17 protein-coding genes and 1 pseudogene are annotated in these 19,814 nt (G+C 35.0%); 1 reads left to right on the top strand and 17 read right to left on the bottom strand.

Features of this window, described 5'->3' with window-relative positions; genetic code table 11:
• Nucleotides 1–92: 92 nt before the first annotated feature.
• A complete protein-coding gene (locus tag DW721_RS00715) occupies nucleotides 93–464 on the top strand; it encodes a DUF3783 domain-containing protein (protein ID WP_182436156.1) in 372 nt (123 codons plus the stop codon).
• A 306-nt stretch (nucleotides 465–770) separates the two neighbouring features.
• Here DW721_RS00715 and DW721_RS00710 read toward each other — a convergent pair whose 3' ends face one another.
• The 17 genes and pseudogenes from DW721_RS00710 to DW721_RS00630 form a co-directional block, all read right to left on the bottom strand.
• Nucleotides 771–980, bottom strand: a complete 210-nt coding sequence (locus DW721_RS00710; protein ID WP_118744484.1) for a hypothetical protein — start codon at nucleotides 978–980, stop codon at nucleotides 771–773.
• 287 nt (nucleotides 981–1,267) lie between these two features.
• Complete coding sequence (locus DW721_RS15950; RefSeq protein ID WP_182436155.1) at nucleotides 1,268–1,411, bottom strand: hypothetical protein; 144 nt, start codon at nucleotides 1,409–1,411, stop codon at nucleotides 1,268–1,270.
• A 92-nt stretch (nucleotides 1,412–1,503) separates the two neighbouring features.
• A pseudogene (locus tag DW721_RS00700) lies at nucleotides 1,504–1,608 on the bottom strand (VanZ family protein); the annotation flags it as partial.
• 150 nt (nucleotides 1,609–1,758) lie between these two features.
• Nucleotides 1,759–2,703, bottom strand: coding sequence for a hypothetical protein (locus DW721_RS00695; RefSeq protein WP_118744481.1), 945 nt, complete (start codon nucleotides 2,701–2,703; stop codon nucleotides 1,759–1,761).
• Nucleotides 2,693–3,232, bottom strand: coding sequence for a sigma-70 family RNA polymerase sigma factor (locus DW721_RS00690; protein ID WP_022014783.1), 540 nt, complete (start codon nucleotides 3,230–3,232; stop codon nucleotides 2,693–2,695). Before DW721_RS00690 ends, DW721_RS00695 begins: the two co-directional genes overlap by 11 nt.
• 400 nt (nucleotides 3,233–3,632) lie before the next feature.
• Nucleotides 3,633–6,215: an ATP-dependent chaperone ClpB gene (clpB, locus tag DW721_RS00685; protein WP_118744479.1), complete on the bottom strand. Its 2,583-nt coding sequence runs from the start codon at nucleotides 6,213–6,215 to the stop codon at nucleotides 3,633–3,635.
• A 441-nt stretch (nucleotides 6,216–6,656) separates the two neighbouring features.
• Nucleotides 6,657–6,773 (bottom strand): hypothetical protein, encoded by a 117-nt coding sequence (locus tag DW721_RS16655; protein WP_347560343.1) that lies wholly within the window; start codon nucleotides 6,771–6,773, stop codon nucleotides 6,657–6,659.
• An 11-nt stretch (nucleotides 6,774–6,784) separates the two neighbouring features.
• Entirely contained in the window at nucleotides 6,785–6,916 is a 132-nt protein-coding gene (locus DW721_RS16650; protein WP_347560342.1) for a hypothetical protein, read from the bottom strand.
• A complete protein-coding gene (locus tag DW721_RS00670; RefSeq protein ID WP_118744478.1) occupies nucleotides 6,913–7,221 on the bottom strand; it encodes a type II toxin-antitoxin system RelB/DinJ family antitoxin in 309 nt (102 codons plus the stop codon). The genes DW721_RS16650 and DW721_RS00670 overlap by 4 nt, the downstream gene beginning before the upstream one ends.
• A 393-nt stretch (nucleotides 7,222–7,614) precedes the next feature.
• A complete protein-coding gene (locus tag DW721_RS00665; RefSeq protein ID WP_055944355.1) occupies nucleotides 7,615–8,226 on the bottom strand; it encodes a DUF4234 domain-containing protein in 612 nt (203 codons plus the stop codon).
• A gap of 17 nt (nucleotides 8,227–8,243) precedes the next feature.
• Nucleotides 8,244–8,639, bottom strand: a complete 396-nt coding sequence (locus DW721_RS00660; RefSeq protein ID WP_243035917.1) for a DUF2752 domain-containing protein — start codon at nucleotides 8,637–8,639, stop codon at nucleotides 8,244–8,246.
• 130 nt (nucleotides 8,640–8,769) lie between these two features.
• A complete protein-coding gene (locus DW721_RS00655) occupies nucleotides 8,770–9,888 on the bottom strand; it encodes a CHAP domain-containing protein (protein ID WP_118744476.1) in 1,119 nt (372 codons plus the stop codon).
• A gap of 264 nt (nucleotides 9,889–10,152) precedes the next feature.
• Nucleotides 10,153–12,336, bottom strand: coding sequence for a DUF6273 domain-containing protein (locus DW721_RS00650; protein WP_118744475.1), 2,184 nt, complete (start codon nucleotides 12,334–12,336; stop codon nucleotides 10,153–10,155).
• Nucleotides 12,337–12,530: 194 nt separating this feature from the next.
• Nucleotides 12,531–13,595 (bottom strand): hypothetical protein, encoded by a 1,065-nt coding sequence (locus tag DW721_RS00645; RefSeq protein ID WP_118744474.1) that lies wholly within the window; start codon nucleotides 13,593–13,595, stop codon nucleotides 12,531–12,533.
• Between the two features lie 343 nt (nucleotides 13,596–13,938).
• Nucleotides 13,939–15,765: a DUF4139 domain-containing protein gene (locus DW721_RS00640; protein ID WP_118744473.1), complete on the bottom strand. Its 1,827-nt coding sequence runs from the start codon at nucleotides 15,763–15,765 to the stop codon at nucleotides 13,939–13,941.
• 23 nt (nucleotides 15,766–15,788) lie between these two features.
• Nucleotides 15,789–16,892 carry a hypothetical protein gene (locus DW721_RS00635; RefSeq protein ID WP_055944374.1) on the bottom strand — a complete coding sequence of 368 codons (1,104 nt, stop codon included), beginning with the start codon at nucleotides 16,890–16,892 and terminating at the stop codon, nucleotides 15,789–15,791.
• 261 nt (nucleotides 16,893–17,153) lie between these two features.
• Entirely contained in the window at nucleotides 17,154–19,793 is a 2,640-nt protein-coding gene (locus DW721_RS00630) for an NPCBM/NEW2 domain-containing protein (protein WP_182436154.1), read from the bottom strand.
• Nucleotides 19,794–19,814: the final 21 nt, after the last annotated feature.

Below are 19,814 nucleotides of genomic sequence, written 5' to 3'. Positions count from 1 at the left end.
AAAAAGTATAGTATTAGAAGTACCGTATAGCAAATAGGAAAATGGACTTGTACCCTTCTAATACGATTTTTATAATGAAAGGATTTAAGAAGATGGCAAAATTACTTCTTATAAATATTAGCGACCCCAAAAGCATAAGCAGACTTGTTTCTCCAATGAATGTTCATGTCGAAACAGTCTCTCCTGCTTTTTTTAACGAAACACTTGAAAGGCTTGCTTCAACGAATTTATCAAAAAAGGAAAATATCGCTGATTTAACTTTATCAGGCGATTCTGCATTTTTTAAAGAAAGTCTTATTATTTTTTGTGATGTTCCCGATAAAAAATTTGACAAAATTCTTTTTAAGCTGCGTCAGGCAAAGATTTCCGTCGATTATAAGGCTGTGCTTACAAATACAAGTTCAAAATGGAGTGTAAAAAGACTTTTCCTTGAACTGGAACGCGAGCATAAATCCCTGCAATAAAAGCAAAATCCTACATACTTACCAACAGTACCAATTACCGTGGAGAATAAACAAATGAAATATACAGAATTAAATGTAATCAAACTTTTGCAAATGCAGGCATTGACCCGGTCTACGGTTACCAGATTTTTAACGGCACAAAAAAGAAGCCATCAAGAGATTTATTGCTTCTTCTTGCCTTTTCATTTCCACTAAGCATTGATGAGACAAGGCATCTTCTGTACTACGGACACTGCAAGGACCTGTATGCACGAAACAGGCGTGATGCCTATATTATGTTCTCGCTTCACAATAAATATCCTCTTTTTAAAACGAATATATACCTTGCGAAAAACGATTTAAAACCGATTTAGGATATATCATATAAGAACCACTCTGTGCACCGTACAATTCAACCCTTGAGGCATCATCAAAAATAATATCGTCTGTCTTAACAGCATTGTCAGGCAATTTGATATTTATATCAACCTCAAATGACATTCCAGTCTTTTTATCAGTATAATCGACCATCGCCATTACGACCCTGTTCGCAATATATTCATCACCGCCATCACTGCTCTCTATAAGACAGTCCTCCGGACTTCCGCTAATCGTACTCTTTCTGATATTAAATTCATCTTTTGAAACCGCTCTGCCATCATAAAGTTTTTTTACTTCCGACAGACTTTCCGCCTATTGAAAACCTGTTTTTACTTTTGCTCCTGACCTGCGTTTCTGCATCAGGATAATCCTTTTTGTTCGCAAAATAAACACCTGTCAGTTTGCATTTGGCGTTTTGTGCACCAATCTCAAAATCCGTTGTGTCACTGTCCTGTACCGGATATGGTGTGACTAGTACTCTCCGCCTGATAATCTGCTGCCATGCCTGTGCTCTGTCCAAAGCAGCTAAAAATCATAACAAGTGCGAGCAGGTAAGCCGTCAGCTTTCTTCTTTTTTTCCTGTTCATATGCTCTCCTCCGTTTTTAATATAATTTGTCTCATATCAGATTTTTATATTTTTATTCGTATTTAAAACCTGATAAGTATCTGTTATATGTTCAGTACATCTCTAAGCTGCCCGCTTCTTCCCGGCACAAAAAGTTGGTGATACTCATCAGTACACGCATACAACACTGCTATCATCCACGAAAACACAAAATATTTGCTTGACCTTTGACTTTTTCCTTAGAACACTATCTGCTTTTGTCCCTGACCCCATAATAATAAAAATACTGCGGCTCGTCAAATACGATACCGCAGTATTTTTTTCCACAATATTTTTGTTTCCACAATATTTTTATTTCTATACTATTTTTATTGCAGCTCAAAGGTTGTAAACTCGTCTTTTTCATCTGCAAGCTGCTTTATTTTCTCATCAGTTTTTTTGCCTGAATATGCCTCTTTATATGTCATAATTTTTTTCTTTACTGCAATGTCTGCTGTTTCAGATGTACCATCTTTATATGTGATTTTGCAAGTCATAACAAGATTATCAAGTACCTCATTCATGCCCTGAGTTCTCACATCTAAACTTTTTTCATCATCCCCATACGAATTCCATACTTTATTATATAACTTGCCTGACACTTTTTTATTATCACGCAAATATATAACTACCTTCTGCTGGTCTTTTGCAGATATTGTAAAAGAAGAATATGACTTTTTCATCAGTTTAACCTTTGAAGCACCTTTTGGTTCAATATTAAAATCACAATATTTTCCTTCATCTGTGTCACATTCAGTTCCTTCTAATACACATGGATTTTCCTTAGGCTGAATAACTCCAAAACTTCCATGACTTAAAGAATATGTGATAGTATCTATCTGCTTACCCTCGCAAACTATCGGTGATTCAATCACATAGCTGATTTCCTTTGTGGAATCTGTTCCACTCCATCCACCTGAACCCAGTTCTTTCTGAGTAATTACAGCAGTTTCCTTTCCCCTTTCTAACTTCTGTACTTCTGCTGCCTTTACTTTTACTGAAAAACAGTTTTTAATATCTTCTGTTTTTCCTGTTGCAGAATTATCAGACTCCGATGATAACATATGCGTGCCTATAATTTTTTCTGTGACATTTCCATATGAAATCCCAATGACCAATGCTGCACAAGCTGCCAATGCAACTACAGGTTTTAAAATTTTTTTCTGTTTCCTCATAACACAATCCTCCATTTCAAATCTAATCTTCGTTTCATTGTCTTTAATATTTGGAATAAGGGCTTTTTTTAACATTTGATCCAGTTCTTTATCCTCCATATCGAATAACCTCCAAATCTTTTTTCAGCATACTTTTTGCCTTACGCAGCCGGCTCTTTACAGCACTCTCAGTAATGTGCAGACATTTTGCAATCTCTTTAATCTTAAGATCCGCAGAATAATACAGATAAACGACCATTCGGTATTTCTCCGGTAATTCCTGTACTTTCTGCCTTACAAATTCATCCGCTTCTTTTTTAAGCAGCTGTTGTTCTGGTTCATCAGATATCTTCCTGACACATTCTACTCCCCCACTTTCTATGTGCTTTTCATAGCTTTCAAATGCTGCTATCCTGTGCCGCCAGGCAAATTTTCTCCGCTTATTTTTCCATATAAGGATTGCGACAGAAAGTGCATAACTTTTGATTGAATTTTCATTATCCAGCTTTTTTGCCTGTTCCCACAACTTTAACATTGTATCCTGATAAAGATCGTCTCCCTGTGCAGTCTCACCTGTAGTTATTCTGCAAAACCGAAGAATATCTTTTCCGTCACTGGATACAAATTCTTCAAATTCCTGTCTTGTCACTACTGTCGTTCCTTTCTCTTCCTTTGACGTCTCGGGTAGAACCCTTACACCTGTATATTGTAATAACTCAAAAAAAAGTTGCTTTTTTCTAAAAATCATTTAAAAAATTTTATATTATAATCCAGGATACTCGCAATCCGCTTTATTACTTGCTAATATAAAATTTGAAAGTCTATTTATAGTACTGCTTTATTTTCTTATCAACAATTTTCAGGCTAATCCTCATTTCTGCACAAGTTTTTTTGTGCATAATGAAAAAAGACACCTGCACCATAAGATACAGATGTCTTTTTTCATTTTATATTATTATGCCGTGGGTGCAAAATATATTTTACCCCTTGTATTATATTTTGTGCTTACATCAGCTCCTGCACGAGCAAACATTTTATATTGTGTTATTTTACTTCGTGCTTACCACAAAATCGTCTCCCGAAACACCTATCGTTATCACATCACCCGTGTGAACCTTATCACCGAGGATTTCTTTTGCAAGAAGTGTCTCAATATTTTTCTGTAAGAAACGCTTCAGCGGACGTGCACCAAATGCAGGCTCATACGCATTGTCAGCAATATATTTGACCGCTCCGTCAGTAAGCTCAACCTTAAGTTCCTTGTCTGCAAGACGCTTATTTAAGTCATCCATAAGTATTGAAATAATACCCTGAATGTTGTTCTTTGTGAGTGGCTTAAACATTACTATCTCATCGAGACGGTTAAGAAACTCCGGTCTGAAACTTGCCCTTAAGTCTGCCATTGCGTGTTCCCTTGCCTCATCACTTATACTTCCATCTTCCTCTATTCCATCAAGAAGATAAGAAGAACCAATATTTGATGTGAGAATGATAATGGTATTTTTAAAGTCTACCGTTCTTCCCTGCGAGTCCGTCACACGACCGTCATCAAGCACTTGTAAAAGTACATTAAATACATCAGGATGTGCCTTTTCAATCTCATCAAAAAGTATTACCGAATATGGTTTTCTGCGAACTGCCTCAGTAAGTTGACCGCCCTCCTCATATCCTACATATCCCGGAGGTGCTCCAATAAGTCTTGACACTGAATATTTCTCCATGTATTCACTCATGTCGATACGAACCATATTGCTCTCATCATCGAAAAGACTTGCCGCAAGCGTCTTTGCAAGCTCTGTCTTACCTACACCTGTAGGACCTAAGAAAAGGAAAGAACCAATCGGTTTTGTAGGGTCTTTGATACCTGCCTTTGAACGAAGGATTGCTTCTGAAACAAGTTTAACACCCTCCTCCTGACCGATAACTCTCTTGTGAAGTTCCTCCTCAAGATGAAGTGTCTTTTCTCTCTCGCCCTCATTCAGCTTTGTAATAGGAATACCCGTCCATCTTGACACGATTTTGGCAATCTCATCATCTGTAACATTTTCCTGAACAAGTGTCCTGTCCTCTTTCTTTACCTTTGCTTCTTCCATTTCAAGCTGTTTTTCAAGTTCAGGCAGTCTGCCATATTGTAGTTCTGCAAGTTTTTCAAGGTTGTACTCTCTCTTTGCAGCGTCCATTTCCGTGTGGAGTGCATCAATCTGTTCTTTCACTTTATTAACCTTATCGACAGAAGATTTCTCCTGATCCCATTTTGATTTCTGAGCCGTAAAGCTGTCTTTAAGTTCTGCAAGTTCTTTCTGGAGCGTTGCGAGTCTCTCTTTGGAAATATGGTCTGTCTCCTTTTTAAGTGCAGCCTCCTCAATCTCCATCTGCATTATTTTACGCTGTACTTCATCAAGTTCTGCCGGAAGTGAATCAAGTTCCGTTTTAATCATCGCACAGGCTTCATCGACAAGGTCTATTGCTTTGTCAGGAAGAAATCTGTCTGAAATATACCTGTTTGAGAGCGTTGCGGCTGCAACAAGAGCGGCATCCGTAATCTTAACACCGTGATATACTTCATATCTGTCCTTAAGACCACGAAGTATTGAAATCGTATCTTCAACAGTCGGCTCACTCACCATAACCGGCTGGAAACGCCTTTCAAGTGCGGCATCCTTTTCAATATACATACGATATTCGTCAAGTGTTGTCGCACCGATACAATGAAGTTCACCTCTTGCAAGCATAGGCTTAAGCATATTTCCTGCATCCATCGCACCATCTGTTTTTCCTGCACCTACTATCGTGTGCAGCTCGTCGATAAAGAGGATTATCTGACCCTCACTCTTTTTTACTTCCTCAAGAACAGCCTTAAGTCTTTCCTCAAACTCACCTCTGTATTTTGCACCTGCAACAAGTGCTCCCATATCAAGAGCAAATATCTTCTTATCTTTAAGTTCACCCGGCACATCGCCTCTCACGATACGCTGTGCAAGTCCCTCAACTGCTGCCGTTTTGCCGACACCCGGTTCACCGATAAGTACCGGATTGTTTTTATTTTTTCTCGAAAGAATACGGATAACATTCCTTATCTCGCTGTCCCTGCCGATAACAGGGTCCATCTTTCCCTCTTTTGCCCTCTCGACAAGGTCAGTTCCGTATTTTTCAAGTGTATCATAAGTTGCCTCAGGATTGTCACTTGTCACACGCTGGTTTCCCCTGACCTGTGAAAGTACCTGAAGAAATCTTTCTTTCGTTATCTGACACTGTTTAAAAAGTGCCTTTACTTCCCTGCTCGGATGTGCGAGAAGACTAAGGAACAAATGCTCAACTGAAACATACTCGTCTCCCATACGCTTAGCTTCGTCTTCCGCATAAATAAGAGTTTCATTAAGGTAACGGTCGATACGCATATCACCGCCCGTAACTTTCGGACGCTTATTTAAAAGTCCATCTATCTGTGCAAGAAATACTTCAGGCTCAATACCCATCTTCTCAATAAGCTTGCTTATAAGACTGTCATCAACTTTCATCATAGATGCAAGTAAATGTTCCTCGCCCATCTCCTGATGACCGTAATCCATAGCGATTTTTTCGCATCCCTGAACAACTTCCTGTGATTTCTGAGTAAATTTACTGATGTTCATATAATCTCCCCCTCTCTGTGAGATTGCCGTTATTGTTCACATCTGCCGCGACATTAACAGCTTGATAATTATTTTGTCCCAATATATAAAAATCTATAGATAAGTAACAAATAACTTTATTTTTCTTATCTGCAAGACATAATAGCACTGATTGTTAGCACTGTCAAGAGGTGAGTGCTAATTTTTGAGATTTATTTTGCACCCCCTGATTTTACGGGGTTTGCAACACTTTTTCTTGATTTCATACCCATTGTAAATGCAATATCACTACTTCTAATTGTGGACACTCATGTTAAATATGACTTAATCTTGATGTGGATAACAGAGGAAAAGCAGTCGATCATAAATGAAAGACTGCTTTAAATCATATCCTTTATTGCTTTGTATGGAGATTTAACTGATTGTCTATGTCCCGTCCGGCATACATTACTCTAAGTATTGTTACAACCTTTTTACGCTGTCTGGAATATAAAGTACCACATAATTGTCTACTGGTAATACACGAAGTCCACGGCTTTTCCACGGTTCTTTTTCATATTTTCGATAACGCTCCGGCATCGTATCCAGACTTAATATCTGTTCTTCCAGACGGTCAAGCTGTCCGCTTCATTTTCCGGCGATTGTAATTCAAAAGCAATATATTCAAAAATCCCTCTCAAATCACTGTCAGCCTGTTCGGATACTTCTACTTCATATATCATAAGCTATAATCCTTGCGAATGTCAGCAAAGGCTTTCTTCGCATTTTTTGTCCGTCCAGCTTGCATATCCGCATATCCTTTCTCCAATTCTTCATTGAACCCTGCTTCTGATAATGTGCTGATGTCAACAGGTCTGGCAGATGGTATTTTTACTTCAAACGGAAGTCCTCTCTGTAAGATAATCTGTTTATAAAACATATTGATAGCACTGGAAGCAGGGATACCAAGTGTAGACAGGATACTTTCTGCTTTTTCTTTAACATCTGGTTCAATCCTTGCATATAAATTTGCTGATTTTGTAGCCATATAAAACATCTCCTTTCGTGAGTAGTGTTTCCATCTATCTTTATCATATGCAAATGTCCGCACAATAGCAATACTAATTTTACGCTCCAATAATCTTATTGAATAATTGTAACTATATGTCTTTTACGCCGGACGCATTGAATACAAGACCAACGGCTACTAAGGCAACTACCAAAATCCGATGAGTTTGGAAAACTCACGCTTGAATCCCAAGTAGATACCGATAACAACAATCGCCATCAGCACAAGGCGCTGTGCGTTGCTTAAAAACCAGTTATAAATTTTCCTTTTAATCCAACTGCCATCTTCATCCGACTTATGTTTTATAAATTGTATAATAGCACCTAAAAAATTTAGGAGAGGGTGATAATTTATCATCCTCTCCTATTATTATCAATAAAATCCGTGAGCTCTATTATAAGCATTACATATCATATTTGAATTTTTTATCAATATATACATTGCGATAAATGGACCTATTCCGCACAAAAGCAATCCAAAAAGAAGCCATAATAAAACCGTCGTACCATTTTCCTGAAAATTCATTCCATATTTAGGTGCATTTGCTGCAAGTCTGTTTCCAAGTTTGTAATACCAATACCATGAATATATACCACAGGTTATAAATGATAATACGATAAACTGCACTAATCCTGCCGTACTCTGACCGTCACCTTCGCAAGCGATATTTACATCATGTGCCATTTTATATAGAAAATAGTAACCATAAATGCCACAAGTTATAAGGTTAAGAAGTATGTATGAAATCAATCCTCTGTCGTCTTTTAATTTCTCTCCGTTATAATATCCCTGCCCTGAATTTGGATTCGAACCATTAAAACTCTGACGCACCTCATTGATTGCACTTCCCAATTCTTTTTCAGTAGAATTAAACATATCATTTGCAGCCTTTGAAAACGACTCCGCCGATGAAAACTGCGTCCCACAATATGGACAAAACTTTGTATTATCAGGAATCGGTTTTCCACAATTTTTACAATACATATCATTCCTCCTCATTTTCATTTTTTGATTATTTTTAAAATTTGAAATATAATATTATGCTGTGGTTCAAAAACCACAATATCATTATTTCCGGCTATCATTCTATACAGATATACTGCACAAAATAACAATAAAACAAAACCTGTAAATACTTTATATATTACTGCATTTATTTTGTTTCTCATAAGAAAGACACAAACCATACACGGTGGAAAAATAAACAATGGATGATAATAGAATGCCTTTTTAAAATCAAATCTCAGACAGGCTAACCATGCTCTAGACATACCACAGCCTGCACAGGATACTCCCGTGATAAATTTAATCGGGCAGGTTATCCCAAAACATTCCAAAAAAATATATAAAATAACAACTGCCGAAATAGCTGAAATCATTCCTCTTTTTTCTTTCATTAAACTTTTTACCATCATTGCCATACCAGCCCAAATCAGTATTTATTAATCAACATTTTACATTATATGTTACTATCTGTTATATTTTGTAATTTTTAGCAAATATTTTGTAACTTTTGACACTTTCACATCAGTAAGCAGGATTTGCAAATCCCATAATATGTGCTCTCTTAAAATCTGAACGATACCAATATGAAGATGATTTATAATATGTATATATTTTTACTTTCCTTGTGGCATTAGTCCCAATGCCTGTATTTCCCTCTGCCATTGTCAATGAATTTCCATTTACTGCTATCACTATGCCTGTATGATCTGGTGTTATATCTTCATCATTATCAATCGCCGCAAAATCCCCAACATTTGGTGTGTAATCATTTACTGTTGAATTTTTATTCATGCTTACACCTGTTCCTGAATTATACCATGACGCAAAACTGTGGTATCTTCCTAATGCATTATAATCTTTAGCCCACAATGATGTAGACGCATATTTTGGTACTATTGAATTTATCTTACTATTTGAATATCCTGCATTTGCCATTGCCGTTCTTGCAATATAATCGGCATAGATAACGCAATATGGTGTAAGATAACTTGCTCCATACCATTTCTGATAAAAGCGTCCCGCTGTTCCCACTGAAGTAACCGCAAGATTGTATATATTCTGTTGAACATTTCCATTTGGGGCAGACGGCTGTTGGATTTGCGGATTTTGTGACACCGTTGACTGCTGCTTGGATTTCAGATTATTTTCAACATCACTGCTTAACGCAAACGCATACTTATAACCGCCTGATACCGGATATTTTATCTGTGTATAATTCCCTTTAGTTCCTAATATCATAACATTATCATTTTTTGCGACATAACCATAATATTTTCCACCGTTTCTTCTGTATGTATTAAATCTGCCATTTGATTTATATGTACTTCCACCGGTAGCCGTTAAAATCCTGTTAGTAGCAATATATCCCGTTTTTGTCCTGTTTTTTGCAATCGGATATGTCACTTTTGAATACTTTCCGGTAACAGTAATAACTTTAATCTCATCGGTCGCATATATCCAGCCATATCCTCTTGTTAATGCAGTATTAGAATACACTCTCGTATTAGAGGTATTTATCGTATAACATTTTCTGGTTGCTGCTCCCGCTTTTTTTGTATTTGTCCCTGCTATAAAAGAACCTGCCAAAATAATAAGGGCAAAACAAATAAATTTTAAATTTTCTCTCATAAACTTCTTCATAAAAACCACCTGTCCTTTCTTTTTTTATAAGAATATATCACACTCTTTTGCATATCATATAAGCGTTTCCGGTCTTTTTATATATTCTTACTGACCTTTTGTTTGTTAGCGTTAAGGATAGCCGAAATCCGGCTTACTGCCTGCTCATATAAAATAAAGACTTTGCCTACCAATTCCTTAACTTGAATTTAGTATAACAAAGTCTTTATATAAAAATTTATAATGCTCTTTTTATCAAAAATAATGTAACTTTTGACAACTCTTTTATTTAATTTTTACTTTTTTTACCGAGCTCCACGCACCCGTATATGTCTTTCCGCCTATCTTTGCAACTTCTCTTATTCTAAAATAAAAAGTTTTCTTTCTCTTAAGCCCTTTTCCTGTCCACTTTCCGTTTTTCAGGTAAGGATATGTCTTTGATGACATTGATTTTTTAAACTTTGAATTATTTGCTGCCTGTATCTGGCATTTAACATTATTATATTTTTGTTTTTTCCATGTACAATTTATTTTTCCTCCGGATAAAGCCTTTACTTTAAATTTTGAAACCTTTCCCGGCAATACGGTAACTTTTACATTCTTTTCCTTACCATAATATTCGTCTGTCTCATCAACAATTATGGTTATCGTCGCTTTTCCGCATCCTTTTATACTGACAAGACCATCTCTGCTTACTGTCACAACTTTTTTATTTGAACATAAATAAGTAACCTCTCCAGTGCCGGTCACTCCTTCATCAATATAAAACTTTGAGTTTCCTATACGCTTAGTCACCGAACTCTTTGCATAAATCTTAGCATCCTCTTTGTCATCATCCGGACTTTCTGTCGGAGTCTGCGTCGGTGGTACAGTTATTTTAGCCGTAGGTATCGGTGTCGCTGTAGGACTTTTGGTCGACATCACCATCGGTGTAGGGCTTGGTGTTGCCGTAGGACTTGGTGTCGGCTTTACTGTTGGTGTTGGACTTGGCGTTGCCGTAGGTGTCGGACTCGGACTTGCTGTTATTGCCGGTGATGTTGTGGCACAAGTCGGTGTTTTTGTTGGCACAGGTGTTTCTGTTGCAACACCTGTTGGCATATCATTTGCATTTGTATTATATTTATTCATCCCTGTTACAGTGAAATATACTTTTATAATATCGCCTTTTTTAACAGGGCAGACACCCAGACCATCAATAGATGTTTTGTTGTTGTCAACAAGTGTTAAACAATCATCCTTAACCGGTCCTTCAAATGGATTTTTAATATTATATCTATACATATTATTACTATTATAATTAGCAAAAAGCCAGCCACCTTCTGCATCTACTTTATATATATCTGCTCCGACTATCACATAAGTAGGCACAAGTTTAAAATCATAACTTAAAGCTCCTTTATATAAATTCGTTGAAAGCATTATAATATGTATGTTATCAGTATCATTTTCTGCTTTATAACTTATAGAATAATTTCCATCACCTATAACATCTATATTTTTGTCTGCCCACGATTGCTCAGTCCAATTATCTGCTACATAGTTAAATCCAACATTAAATCTATCCATATTACCTTTTGTGGCATCTGTTACTGTCCCATCTGATGCAACTGTTCCGGCATAAGACCATAAATTAATATTTGATAAATTTATATGCAAAGCAGGACGCACAGCCACAATCGTATAGTCCACACTATTGTAGCCGTCGCTGCCGTAGCCGTAGTCAGTCACACCTGACGCACTACAATCCGAGCCGCCCGGCGTACGCAACCACCATGAGCCATTGCCCAAATATGAACTATTCGTAGATGACCATGCACCGCTTTGTTTAGCATATTCCGTATTCTTTGCCTCCCTTGTTTCACTTCTAATATCAAATTTACTGTTAAACCCATATGATGTATTACTTGCCTCAGAGACTGACAACAGATATACTTTATCCCATGTATTATTTCCACCATCTGTTCCATAATCCGTATTATCTTCATTTACCACATAAGTTGTCTTTATCGCATTCTGCTCTGCCCCTGAAAACACATTGTCTAAGAAATTGTCAATTATAAAACTTTTTTTATCCTTATTTACTAACTCACCATATCCATTAAGCCAGCTTCTTATTGTACTGTTTTCCCATGTAACATCTGTGCTAGTTTCATTATATGCTTTTGCATCAAGGTTCTGGTCTGCAATTATAAACGCATCATCACCGTCTACTGACAGCACACGCCACTTTATCGGCCGCTTTGCATCATTCTCATCGGCTACCCCGTCTCCGTTTGTATCATCCTGCCAGTAATTTCCGAAATATATGCAGTCCCAAGTCGATACTCCGCTGCTGTCCGTTGTGGGATTGTTCAAACCATAATTCTGAACATTTTCCTTAGCCATTGTAGGAATATATGATATATTTCCGAAAGCCATAGAACATACCAAAACTGATACTAATAATTTTTTAATTCTATTAATTTTCATATTATAGCACCTCATTTCTAAAATAAATTCAAACAAAAAATATCTGCTAAAACAGTTCTACTCTCTTATTTTAACAGATATTTTTCCTTATAAATTACAATGTAATTATTATCAATTTTTTTGTAAAATAAAGCAGGATTTTGTAATATTTTTAACAATGTCAGACTTAAGCTATTATCTAAATTCCCATATTTTTATCCAACATATTTTTTAATATAATACAGTCCTCTCTTTCCATATTTACTGCTCACATATGAACTCCATGTATAAGTCGTTACCTTTATAGTATTTTTTCCGTCTGAATTTGCATCAGTTACCGTAAAACCTGAATCCGTAACAGCTATTATTGACATTGAATGTTTACTCTGACCTATTCTGTTACTTGTTCTGATGTGAGCACCTACACCTGCGGCAGTTACGGCAGCTTTCATTTTCTGTGCCGTTAATTTTCCCGGTGCAACACGACCTGATACATCTTTAAATTTTCCCGTTGCACTCTTATCATGGCATCCGTACAATTTATATGCTATATATCTCGCATATCCGCAGCACTGGCTTCCTGCCATATAAACCTTTTTTCCGTTTACTTTTGCATAATAACTGTTTGTATATTTGCCGCCAATTCTGTAATCAGTCATTGCTACTCCATTAACTGTAAGCAGATTTCCTGAAATACTGTATGTACCTGTATTTGTCTGTGTGGTATTATTGTTGCTGTTGACATTGTTGTTTACATTGTTATTTTCTGCTCCACCTTTCAGATAATTATTAACATCTGAATTAGTTGCAAAAGCATACTTAAATCCTCCTGAAACCGGATATTTTATCTGTGTATAACCACCTCTTGTGCCTAATACCATAACTCTGTCATTTGCTGAAACATAACCATAGTAACTGCCGCCATCTCTTTTATATGTATTAAATTTTCCACGGGATGTATATGTTGTTCCACCTGTTGCCGTAAGTATCGCACCTGTTGAAATATATCCTGTCTTTGTTCTGTTACCTGCCGGATATGATACCTTTGAATATCTTCCCGTTACCGTAATAACTGTTACCTGATCGGTTGGATATATCCATCCATATCCTCTGGTTAATCCTGTGTTTGAATACACTCTGGTATTTGAAGTATTAATCGTATAACATTTTCTGGTTGCTGCTCCTGCCTTTTTTACATTAGTTCCTATAGCAAATGAACCTGCTAAAATAATAAGTGCCAAACAAATAAATTTTAAATTTTCTCTCATAAACTTCTTCATAAAAACCACCTGTCCTTTCTTTTTAATAAAAATATATCATGTCATTTTGCATATTATATAAGCCCTGCTATGCGTAGCTGCTATACCCTTACTTACCTCTTGTTTGTATCAACGGTATTCTCAATCCGCTTCGCTGTTTACTTATATAAAATAAAGACTTTGCTTACCAATCCTTTATCTTGATTTAAGTATAACAAAGTCTTTTAATAATTTATTTAATTGTATTTTTTAGCAATAATAATGTAACTTTTAGCACTTATTATTTATTGCTTGTTTTATTATAATTATTGTTTTTCTTCTTAACTTTTATTAAAAAATAACGCTTGTTTTAACCCCTTATATATTATTCAATAACAAATTTTTCCTTTGCCGGATATGTTATCGCATATTCAAATGCAATCTCTTTAACAGACAACGGATTAACTTTTATATCCCATGTGCATTTGCCTGTAGCTTCATCAAGTACAACATCATCAATCCTGTTTAACATAACTTCTACCCCATCCACCTGTGAAACCGGTATCCTGTCATAAAGTCGAAGTGCTATTGTGCATTGCAGATTATTTGTGACCTCAAATATATATTTATATCTTCTTATTATTTTTCCCTGCAGCTTTTTGCTGCTCACTTCATCTGCCACTTTCCTGCTGTTGATTTTTACTCCTTTAACGCTGCCCAAATCAATCTTTAAATTTTCTGCCTTGTCAACATTCAGGAAACATCTGCGTACATAATCAGAATCAAGATATATGTCAAGCCAGCCTGAAATCATATCATATTCTTTCAAACCTTTAACATCAACATAAAAATATTCATTTTGTCCTTTTCTTGGAATTGCAAAATAATTTTTAAATATCTCTATTTTTTTCTGCCAGACCGCAACCTCATTTTCACATTTTGGAAGTAATGTCATTTTCCACGGTAATTCAAATTCATGTAATATATCAGAATTGTTTTCTCTTACATTTACCGGAGTCATTTCAAGCATATCTTCTTTAATTCCATGCCCCCTTCTTCTTTCCCCGGAATCATTTGCCGGTAATGCCGTCATTTCCTCCTGCTTATCCACACCAAAATCATCAGTATATAGACTGAATGTATCTCCTGCATCTTGCATTTTCTTTATATATTGCGTATCTAATGCATCTTCAAGAAGATTATACTCATATGTATTAATTCCACTTGATAAAGTAATTTTTACATTATCAAACCTTTCATCAGACTTTTGATTATTAATTTTTGCAAACATAGTCATTGTGGCATATGGTTCATCTGATTTAACATCAATTTTATAATATGGCTCCCATGAAATTCCAAATGTTTCATATCCAATTTCTATGAAATATTCTCCTCCAGGTTCAGCTATCATATCCAATATTAACATCCGTTTTCCTGCATACTTATCAGAACAATCGCTACATTCATCTTCATCATCCATGTTATGAGCAAGTTTATTTATACTATTCACCAGTTGATTTGCTTCATCCAAAAGGTTAGCATACATTTTTTCAATTTTGTCACACTCTTCCTGCGTTTTATCTGTAAAATCAGACTCTAAAATATCTTTCTGCATTTTCTTAACCAGCTCATATCGGCTAAACAAATTATTTTGTTTTTGCTTCCTTGCCAATTCTTCATCACTTGGCAGCCCGGCTGGCTGTTTCATACACCTTACTTCCGATTTAGAATAACAAAGCAAACCTTTTGAAGTTCTTACATTAACATTTCTCGTAGCATCACTTAATTCGATAAGGACATTTGTTCTCTGATTTTTTGGCACAAACTTTCCCCTTTTCAAAATTTTAGCTCTATTTCTGAAAATTTTCACATCCGCATATTCCATCTCAGCAATGCAATCAGTGTCATTAATAAGGTAATCCGTACTGCCCCAATTGGGTACTCCCATTCCCATATCCATTTCATATTCAGGCATTAACCCTGTTTTTACAGCGTCATATTCTTTATCTAAAATTTTCACCGGAGTTTCAACCTCTGTATTGCCCTCATCTTCTATGTCTAATTCCTCATCAATAAATGGATTTACTGTATCCTCGTCATCATCATCATTATCGTTGTCACCTTTAAACTCCATTATTCCGGCACAATATGGACACTTAAGAAACTGTTCCGCATTGTAAAAATGTCCCTTTTTACATCTTCTTAAATTCATGTTGTTTACCCTCCTTATTTTTATTATCTCTGGTCTAATAACAATGATGAGTAATTTAAGTCTTCACCGTCATATTGGTCAAGATTTAAATCAGCCGTACTATAATCACTATTTCCACTCTGCTTCTCCTCAAGTGCCATTTTCTGACCTTGTAATAATTTATCAAAAGCATATGTATCCATATAATACTCACCATCAACTTCATAAATATATGATGCAACTGTTTGGGTATCCTCTCCTTTGTCACCGCTCATTCTAAATGTCATATCTGACTTTATACATCTCTGCAAATTACAGCCCGTTTCTACAACATCTTTCATTGTTTTGTTCAATGTTTCTATTGTATCAACATCTCCGCCATCTTCATCATCATCTTCACTTAAAGCATTGTTTAATTTCTGAACATCAAATTCTTCAAAACTGCTTTGTTCAAAACTTATCTCAACATTACTTCCATACACTTCCTGCAATGTTTTTTTCAATTCATTAAGCTCTTTTTGCATACTGCTTTCATCTTCAGGATATTCAAAATTTTCAATATTTTTATCAGGTGTCAGGTCATTTAGCTCTGTACCGGAATAATCCTGTATGGCTTTTAGATATTTGCTCTGCACATCATATATCTGTGAGTCCTCGTCATAATAATCTTCATCCTGATTTTCTGAATTCTTAAAAGTTAAATCACTATAAGCAAATACTCCTTTTTCCCATGTACTCTCTTTATTATTCAAAAAATGTATACTAGAACTAATCTTATCCAAACTCTCTCCGGCAGTGTATGTACCGGCTATACTATTGTTTTCATACCTAGTCAATTTGCCTTTTTTAATCGTAAAATATATTCCATTATCTACAAATATTTTACTATTCTTAAGTTCAAACTTTATAACATTTCCCTCAAAATCAAAATCTCCTGAATAAGCAATACCTCGTGACATTTTTCCATCCTTGTTAATAAAAATATCATTCTCTCCTAAATCACTAATCCACAATCCCTTAAATTTTTCAATAGTATTACTTTGATTTTTACTTTCATAATTTCCACTATTTACAACTGAACTACCCACACCACATCCTGAAAATGCAAGCATACTACAACATATAATACATAAAAATCTTTTTCTCATATAGTAATTCCTCCTTGTATCTTGTAAATTAAATATCTCGCTGATTCGCTCGGATGAAACAAATTTATTTGTTCCATCCGAGTTTTACCTTTGCGTAAAAAAAGTAAAGACTTTGTATATTAAACTATTATTCCTAATTTAATATAACAAAGTCTTTTTTGAAAAATATTTAATTGTAACTTTTGTCAATAAAAATGTAATTTTTAGCACATAATATAATTATATTTTCAAATATCCAAACAAAAATATTACAATTTTTAATTATCTAATATTTAAATTTACTAAAGCATATGTTCCTGATAATCCCGCATATTCTGATGCTATCTGACAATCTATTTTTAACTGTGATACACCACTTACATCTATTGTCACATTCTTAGGTATCATTTCTGCTTTTAAATCAGTATATTGTGCTAATAATTTTCCATCTCCATATATCAATAATATACAATCGTCTTTATATTTATCATCACAATGACCATATGTAAATGATAACATATTACATTTATTGTCTAAATTATATATTACAGAATTGCTATTTCCATTGCTACTGCTATATATATTATATACCACTGAATTCTGATACATATATCCCGCCATCTGCACTGATTTATTATATTCCACTGCACCATATGTTTGATATGGTTCTGATATGTCTACCACTCTTGTTCCAGTAGATATACTGACCAGCTCACTTGAATTTTTCTCATGAAATTTTATATTTGACAATCCATATGTTCCTGACAAACCCGCATATCCTGATGCTATTTGACAGTCTATTTTTAACTGTGATACACCACTTACATCTATTGTCACATTTTGTGGCATCATTTCTGCTTTCAAATCAGTATATTGTGCTAATAATTTTCCATCTCCATATACCAGTAATATACAATCATCTCTATACTTTCCATCATAATGACCGTATGTAAATGATAACTTATCGCATTTATTATCTAAATTATATATTACAGAATTGCTATTTCCATTACTACTGCTATATATATTATATACCACTGAATTCTGGTACATATATCCCGCCATCTGTACTGATTTATTATATTCTACTGCTCCATATGTTTGATATGGTTCTGATATATCAACCACCCTTGTTCCCGTAGATATGTCCACTGCTTCATTTGAATTTTTCTCATGAAACTTTATATTTGACAATCCATATGTTCCTGACAAACCCGCATATCCTGATGCTATTTGACAGTCTATTTTTAACTGTGATACACCACTTACATCTATTGTCACATTTTGTGGCATCATTTCTGCTTTCAAATCAGTATATTGTGCTAATAATTTTCCATCTCCATATACCAGTAATATACAATCATCTCTATACTTTCCATCATAATGACCGTATGTAAATGATAACTTATCGCATTTATTATCTAAATTATATATTACAGAATTGCTATTTCCATTACTACTGCTATATATATTATATACCACTGAATTCTGGTACATATATCCCGCCATCTGTACTGATTTATTATATTCTACTGCTCCATATGTTTGATATGGTTCTGATATATCAACCACCCTTGTTCCCGTAGATATGTCCACTGCTTCATTTGAATTTTTCTCATGAAACTTTATATTTGACAATCCATATGTTCCTGACAAACCCGCATATCCTGATGCTATTTGACAGTCTATTTTTAACTGTGATACACCACTTACATCTATTGTCACATTCCGTGGCATCATTTCTGCTTTCAAATCAGTATATTGTGCTAATAATTTTCCATCTCCATATACCAGTAATATACAATCATCTCTATACTTTCCATCATAATGACCGTATGTAAATGATAACTTATCGCATTTATTATCTAAATTATATATTACAGAATTGCTATTTCCATTACTACTGCTATATATATTATATACCACTGAATTCTGGTACATATATCCCGCCATCTGTACTGATTTATTATATTCTACTGCTCCATATGTTTGATATGGTTCTGATATATCAACCACCCTTGTTCCCGTAGATATGTCCACTGCTTCATTTGAATTTTTCTCATGAAACTTTATATTTGACAATCCATATGTTCCTGACAAACCCGCATATCCTGATGCTATTTGACAGTCTATTTTTAACTGTGATACACCACTTACATCTATTGTCACATTCCGTGGCATCATTTCTGCTTTCAAATCAGTATATTGTGCTAATAATTTTCCATCTCCATATACCAATAATATACAATCATCTCTATACTTTCCATCATAATGACCGTATGTAAATGATAATTTATCATATTTATTATCTAAATTATATAATACATAGTTACTATTTCCATTGCTACTGCTATATATGTTATAAACCACTGAATTTTGGTAAACATATCCTGCCATCTGCAACGACTTATTATATTCCGCTGCCCCATATGTTTGATATGGTTCTAGTTCTGTATCATTTGTTTTTTCATTTTCTTGTGGTTTATTCGTAGGCTCTGTTTCTCGTGTTGGTTCTACTGTCGGCTCTGGCCTATATGTTGGTTCCGCCGTAGGCTCTGGTTTATGTGTTGATTGTGGTTTTTCTGTCGGTACTGTAACAATTTTGTTTCTAACCACTTTTACACTACATCTATAATTTTTATTTTTATATTTAGCAACAACAGCAGTATTGCCTACATTCTTTGCCATAATTTTTCCATTTTTTACTACTGCTACACGCTTATTCAAACTACGCCATTTTACTTTTTTGGCTGCTGCTCCAATCAATCTTACTTTTATCATCTTTCCTTTTTTCAATGTAACAGACTTTTTACTTAATGTTATATGCTTTTTTGCATCAACATTTTTCAAATTTAAGTTTCCAAATAATATAGAAACCATACAAACAACAACTAATACATCTAACTTGATACTTTTCTTCATATAAATCATAACCTCACTTTC

Source organism: Clostridium sp. AM27-31LB (genome assembly GCF_003480745.1).
Lineage (GTDB): Bacteria > Bacillota > Clostridia > Lachnospirales > Lachnospiraceae > Butyribacter > Butyribacter intestini.
Note: the sequence above shows the minus strand (reverse complement) of the source record. Positions and strands in the feature narration are given on the sequence as shown.